This window comes from Oceanobacillus halophilus, from assembly GCF_003628505.1.
Classification (GTDB): domain Bacteria; phylum Bacillota; class Bacilli; order Bacillales; family Amphibacillaceae; genus Oceanobacillus; species Oceanobacillus halophilus.
Genome location: NZ_RBZP01000038.1, coordinates 1 through 6,177 on the forward strand (window position 1 = coordinate 1; position 6,177 = coordinate 6,177).

General features: G+C 38.0%; 6 protein-coding genes and 1 rRNA gene. 5 read left to right on the top strand and 2 right to left on the bottom strand.

Annotation, left to right across the window (positions count from 1 at the left end; translation table 11 throughout):
• Positions 1–396 precede the first annotated feature (396 nt).
• Both D8M06_RS19435 and D8M06_RS19440 read left to right on the top strand, forming a co-directional pair.
• A complete protein-coding gene (locus tag D8M06_RS19435) occupies positions 397–1,017 on the top strand; it encodes a DUF4230 domain-containing protein (RefSeq protein ID WP_121206220.1) in 621 nt (206 codons plus the stop codon).
• A gap of 469 nt (positions 1,018–1,486) precedes the next feature.
• Positions 1,487–2,557 carry a DUF4236 domain-containing protein gene (locus D8M06_RS19440; protein ID WP_121206221.1) on the top strand — a complete coding sequence of 357 codons (1,071 nt, stop codon included), beginning with the start codon at positions 1,487–1,489 and terminating at the stop codon, positions 2,555–2,557.
• Positions 2,558–2,729: 172 nt separating this feature from the next.
• Here the strand turns inward: D8M06_RS19440 and D8M06_RS19445 are convergent, their stop codons facing one another.
• Positions 2,730–2,984: a GlsB/YeaQ/YmgE family stress response membrane protein gene (locus D8M06_RS19445; RefSeq protein WP_121206222.1), complete on the bottom strand. Its 255-nt coding sequence runs from the start codon at positions 2,982–2,984 to the stop codon at positions 2,730–2,732.
• Between the two features lie 154 nt (positions 2,985–3,138).
• Between D8M06_RS19445 and D8M06_RS19450 the strand changes: the two genes are divergently transcribed.
• Both D8M06_RS19450 and D8M06_RS19455 read left to right on the top strand, forming a co-directional pair.
• Positions 3,139–3,576 (top strand): PaaI family thioesterase, encoded by a 438-nt coding sequence (locus D8M06_RS19450; RefSeq protein WP_158591840.1) that lies wholly within the window; start codon positions 3,139–3,141, stop codon positions 3,574–3,576.
• A 147-nt stretch (positions 3,577–3,723) separates the two neighbouring features.
• On the top strand, positions 3,724–4,848 hold the full coding sequence (locus tag D8M06_RS19455) for a M20 family metallopeptidase (RefSeq protein ID WP_121206224.1): 1,125 nt from the start codon (positions 3,724–3,726) through the stop codon (positions 4,846–4,848).
• 263 nt (positions 4,849–5,111) lie between these two features.
• Here D8M06_RS19455 and D8M06_RS19460 read toward each other — a convergent pair whose 3' ends face one another.
• Positions 5,112–5,474, bottom strand: coding sequence for an NUDIX domain-containing protein (locus D8M06_RS19460; RefSeq protein ID WP_277749498.1), 363 nt, complete (start codon positions 5,472–5,474; stop codon positions 5,112–5,114).
• Between the two features lie 611 nt (positions 5,475–6,085).
• On the opposite strand from D8M06_RS19460, the gene D8M06_RS19465 reads away from it, so the two are divergent.
• A 16S ribosomal RNA gene (locus D8M06_RS19465) occupies positions 6,086–6,177 on the top strand; the annotation flags it as partial.

The following is a 6,177-nucleotide window of genomic DNA, read 5'->3' on the forward strand; positions in this document are numbered from 1 at the left end:
ATTCCGGCTTGAGTTTTGTTTTCCTTTTCATAAAGCCTGTTTCTTGGGCCCACTCCTCTATTTGTTTTCTCGTAAAATTAGATTGTAATTCCTTGAATAGTATTTGAAATTCTTTATCTAGTTGCATGGTTGTAAAAAAATACTCCTCTCCGTAGTTTTATACCGAAAGAAGTATATCCATAATTTGGTAATGATGTCAGCGAAAATGCTTAACTTGATGGCTATGGGGACAGGTTCCTCGTCCCAAAATTTTTGAGGTGAGGGACAAGGAACCTGTCCCCCCGTCCCATTTTGTAGTATGATTAAATAGGAGTTTTGTTGTGTTACGATTTACCTGCTTAATTGATAGATTCATTGCATTATAGATGAAGGGGTAGACATACAGGGGGCATTATAATGAAGAAGATAAAGTTTTTAGGTGTGAAAATTGCTATTATAACCTTAATCATAGCAGTGATAACTGCAGGTAGCTTTTGGAAGCTTTCTGGGAGTACTTTTCAACAGGAGACGACCGCTTTTGTCGAACAGATTCACGACCTTGCAACACTTGCAACAGCAGAGGCTTATTTGAAAACCGTTATTGAACAGGAAGATAATAAACTTTTCGGAAAAGAAATTGGCCTTAATGTACCGGGAACCAAGCGAGAGTTATTGTTAATTGTTCCGGCCACTGTTATTGCAGGGGTGGATTTAAAAGGAATTACGGAAAAGGATATTCGAGTGAATGAAGAAGAGAAAATGTTAGAAATCATTCTACCAGATGCGGAACTAATACAAGATCCAGCGATTCAGATGGATCAAGTGAGAGCATTTTCAGAAAAAGGATTATTCCGTGGAGAAGTTAAGTGGGAGGAAGGTTTTGATCTAGCAGCATACGCGCAGGATCAGATTAAACAAGAAGCGATAGACACAGGGTTACTGCAAACAGCAGAGGTACATGCAGAAAAAGTTCTGAGCGAATTTTTTGGTAACCTTGGTTATAGTGTTACACTGACGTTTAAAGATAGAGAAGTATAAAATATTAATTAGCATACCTATTAATTGGTATGCTTTTCTATGTAAACACAACTTCTTTCCTCTATAGAAAAAAATGGGATTTCATTTCTGACACCACATTTCCGAATGCTCAAGAATTATTGCAGCCGAATACGGAAGATTACTGGAGAACGTATACGAATGATGAAACACAAAACATAGTCGATGTCTCTACTGTTAGCAACTATGACGCATTAAACAAATTCAGCATTATACGACGATTCGGAAATACACATTCAATCACGAATGACAGTGATAAAATGATCTATATTTGCAAAAAAAAGAATCGTACCAGTATCAGGCTGACACAATAATGTCGGTCTTTTTTATGCTAGTTTAACGGTTGTTCAGTGGACGAGCAAAGTTCCATCTTTTAATATGAAAGTATAATTAGAAATCCATTTTAAGTAAACCATAAGGAAAGGCATTTTACATAAAAGGGGGATGAGGGATGAGTTTTAGATTCCGCAGAAGTGTGAAAATCGCTCCTGGTGTAAAAGTGAATTTTGGTAAACGAGGTGTCAGTACAACGATTGGAGGAAAAGGGATGCGAGTGACGACTGGCTCTCACGGAACCTCGGTCGGCTCGAGTATTCCAGGAACTGGCATTTATTACCACAAAAAAATATCTTCCAGAAAAAAACGTCCACAGCGAACGAATTATGAGCGCATTCAGCAAAATGAGCTGAAACAAGAAAAAATGGAACAGGCAAAACAGGATGTACTTCGATATGCGTCACATGTGGAAATGCTTCAAAGTGTGCATGAAGAGGTGAATGACACGATCGATTGGGAGGAGATTCAGCAGTCGCCTCCGCCATTTGAACCTGATCAGAGAGGTCCGAATGAAACAGGAGCAATTAAGGAACTTGAAAATTATAAACCAGGATTACTGGACAAGCTATTCAGACGTGTACAGAAAAAGAAAGCAGCTTTGCAAAAAGAGATTGTTCGAGCGCAGGAAAAGGACCAAGCAATGTACGAAGAATGGAAAGGTGAAGTTGAACTTGCAGAACGCGTGCTTAGTGGCGAGGGAAGAGCATGGTTAGAAGCCGTGCAAAAAGCGAATCCCTTTGAAGATATTTCAGCACTGGGCAGCAACGTGAAGTGGACCTTCTTCGCGGACGCACCTCAGGTAACGGTAAAGCTGGATATTAAAAATAAAGAAGTGATACCAACGAAAGTGCTTTCCATAACGAAAACCGGGAGATTATCCCAGCGCAAAATGGGAAAGAGCAAGTACTATCAACTGTACCAGGATTATGTAAGTAGCTGTGCTCTTCGGATAGCAAGGGAGTTTTTTGCAATCTTGCCACTGGAAGAAGTGCAAATCAATGTTTATGATGACGTGGAAATAGATAATGTAGTCGACTATGGCTGTATTCTTTCCGTTCGGATGAGCCGAGAAGAAATGGAACAAACTTTTTTCGACAACATCGACTGCTCCGACACCATTGAAACTTTCACCCACAACATGAAATTTCTAAAAACCAAGGGATTTCGAATCGTAGAAGAAGTTTGATGCTCCTTATAGGGTGCCTGTTACTGTTCGTATTTTCAAGAAAAAGGGGAACAGCTGATTCGCTTATGGGACAAGGGCTCAAGCTGTCTTCGTTTTTCGACAAATTTCGGGGAGTGACAGGCACCATCACAGAAAAAGAGACAGAAAATTATTTTCCGTCTCTTTTCCAGAATTAATCGTTCTTTCTCATTGCTCTCATAATAAAACTTACAATAAATATTAGTACGATCGCACCGATTAAAGCAGGGATGATATAGAAGTCTCCAATCTCAGGTCCCCATTCTCCTAATAATGAAGTTCCTAACCAAGCACCGATAAAACCGGCTATGATATTACCGAAAATGCCTCCTGGAATGTCTTTTCCGACAATAAGGCTGGCAATCCAACCTAAAATACCACCTACAATTAAACTCCATAAAAATCCCATCATGTTTCACTCCTTTAAATTGAATGTCTTCTTTTTAGTGGCTAAAAACCAATAAAAACAACTTGGGAAAAGTTTCCCCATAAGATTAGTATCCCTATCTTTTGAAATATTATGTTATTATAGAAAGAAATTTGGGAAAAAGTGGGGGATGGAAGTGGACAAGCAGGAATTTATGGCACTAGCAGAAAAAGCTTACGATAATTATGAAATCAAACCAGAGAGCATTATGATGTTTAAATTGCTTCAATTTGAATTTGACTATAATGATGAGGAAAAAACGTGTACCATCAGATGCCCGATTACGGATATCATGCTAAATCCTGCTGGAATTGTACATGGTGGGATTTACACATTTATTTCTGACACAGCAATGGGTCATCTCAATTTTCGTGTAAAGGACACACCGTACGTAACACTCGATATGAATACTAGTTATTTTCGGGCAACATCAACAGGGGAAATAGTTGCTACTGCGCGCTACAGTAAAGAAGGGCATAAAGTTTCTTTTATGGAATGCGAAGTAAAGAATGAGCAAGGCGATCTTTTATGTAAAACAACAGGAACATTTTATCGATATGAGAAAAAGAAATAGGAAAAAGAGATATTCTGGCTGATAACACCGGAATATCTCTTTTTTGTTAAAAATATATATCTAAGGGAGGGTATCTATAGTATATTTAAAAAGATATTTTATTATGAATTTCCGAACGTCTTTTAACTAGAGGAGATACCCAATGCAATGGATAAGATAAAAAAATATATGGTGAAAAATAAGGATCGTATTTTTGACGATATTCAGTTTATTGTGGAGAGTGAATCTCCCTCCAATAACAAACAACTGTCAGATGCGTGCGGGCAAAGAATTCAGCAGTTGTTCCAGCGTCACTTTGGTTATATGGCAGAAGAGATAAAGGAAGAGATATACGGGAACCATTTGCGTTTTGAGTTTGGCCGCGGAAAGGATACGATTCTGATCCTTTCACATTTTGATACGGTATGGGAAAAAGGTGATTTACCATTCAGAGTAGAAGGCGACAAAGTGTTTGGGCCAGGAATCTATGATATGAAAGGTGGACTGGTGCAAGCCATTTGGGCATTAAAGGCTCTGAAGGAGTTAAAAATTCCTTTAAAGAAGAAAGTTGTGTTCCTATGCACCAGTGATGAAGAAGTAGGGAGCCCGTCATCGAGAAAAATTATCGAACAAGAGGCTCGAAACAGTAAATATGCTTTAGTAACCGAACCACCAGTTGCTGGAACAGGAGCACTTAAGACGGGCAGGAAAGGTTCTTCCAGATATTTTGTGGAGATAAAAGGAATAGCTGCTCATTCCGGGAATAATCATAAAGATGGAATCAGTGCTATTAAGCAAGCGGCGCAACTTATTGTTTTTTTAGAATCATTAACTGACTACAAAAAAGGAACGACCATTAATGTTGGCTCTGTAAAAGGCGGCGGAAAGTTAAATGTTGTCCCAGATTCAGCAACCATTGGAATGAATGTCCGGGTAACCAGCAAAGAAGAACAAGTAAGAATAGATGAGATAATAAGAGGGTTACGGCCAAACACTCCAGGAATCAGGCTGAAAGTAAGAGGCGGGATGAACCGACCACCGATGATAAGGAATAAAGGAACCGGAAAATTGTTCAAATTAGCAAAGAATGCAGCAAAGGACTTAAACATGGAATTGCAAGAGGCCAATGTCGGTGGAGGCAGTGATGCTAATATTACGGCAAGCTTAGGTGTACCAACACTGGACGGACTCGGTGCAGCAGGAGATGGAATCCATGCAAAAAATGAACATATTTTGCTGAGTGAGATTCCGAATCGGGCCGCGTTGTTGTGTAAGATTGTTAGTTTGTTGTGAATCTTGAATGAATGGGCAGTATCTATCTAATCGATTTGGATTGGATCGATGCTCTTTTTTTATCTATTTATATTCCATTTCTACAAAAATAAGTTATAATAGAACAAAGAAATGTAAACGCTATCATAGTTTGGGGTTATTATACGTTGCTTTACGATAGCGACTAAGGAGGTTTTTGATGGAGGATATTAAAAATGGCAGTTTTGCAAAAGGTCTTGGGTGGGCAATCCTTTTATCTATACCAATTTGGCAGTTGATGTTTATTATGTTGTTTTTGTTTTTCTATTATTAACATCAATATTCAGATGCATTAAACTATTCTTAGTAGTTTTCGTCCGTTCGGTTGGTAGAGAGTCTAATTTGAAAAATCTCGCTTCCTTTACTTCGTTGTGGTCGACTTTAATATCTCCTTTATATGTTTCAGCAGTGTAGATAGCAATTACACTGTTGACTTGGTCACCGTTTGGATATTCGTGATAGAATTTTTTGCCGGAGAAGATGTGTAGTAGTTTTATTTCTTCTATATAGATACTTAACTCTTCCAGTAGTTCTCGTTGTATGGTTTCTTCAAAGGTCTCTCCCAATTCCATGTATCCACCAGGAAGTCCCCAATTGTTGGTGTCTATCTGTTTACTAGTAAAATTTCTTTGTTCGTATTGCTAAGGAGTATGCCGGCCGAGTTTAATATATGATAGGTGTGCTTCCTACCAGTTGACGTATCGTTTCAATATAGCCCATGATGGTATCCTTTCTGTTCATCGTTTTATATGTAGTATTAGCGGGAGAGAACGAATTATTATCTAGTCTATTAAATTTTTCTTATATGGACAAAATTTACGACGAAAAATTTATAATTTATGTATTTACATTTTAGAATAAGGATGCTATAGTATTCCTTGTCGCTAAAAACACGATGTTTTGTGAATTAAAAAGTGATGAATGGATTGAAAAAAGTTATTGACTTTTTAAATCTACTTCGATAGAATTTATTTCTGTCGCAAAATTATCTTCTCAACAAATTAAAATATTTATTGACAAAGATAAACGCGATATGATATATTAATAAAGTCGCTGTCTTGAGAACGGCGAACTGAATTGCTCTTTGAAAACTGAACAAAACAACCAGTATGTTAAGACATAAAGGAAACTCGTTTTTCTTTATAAAATACAGAAGGTAACACTTCTGGAAGCTAAGAATTCTCTTTGTGATTGATTGGTGTTAATCACAAAACAAACTTTTTTGGAGAGTTTGATCTTGGCTCAGGACGAACGCTGGCGGCGTGCCTAATACATGCAAGTCGAGCGCGGGAAGCTAACTGATTTCCTTCG

What these genes read in the sequence shown, in the direction of transcription:
- D8M06_RS19435 (WP_121206220.1), top strand. Translation starts at nt 397, where the DNA reads ATGAAGAAGATAAAGTTTTTAGGTGTGAAAATTGCTATTATAACCTTA.
- D8M06_RS19440 (WP_121206221.1), top strand. Translation starts at nt 1,487, where the DNA reads ATGAGTTTTAGATTCCGCAGAAGTGTGAAAATCGCTCCTGGTGTAAAA.
- D8M06_RS19445 (WP_121206222.1), bottom strand. Translation starts at nt 2,984, where the DNA reads ATGGGATTTTTATGGAGTTTAATTGTAGGTGGTATTTTAGGTTGGATT.
- D8M06_RS19455 (WP_121206224.1), top strand. Translation starts at nt 3,724, where the DNA reads ATGGATAAGATAAAAAAATATATGGTGAAAAATAAGGATCGTATTTTT.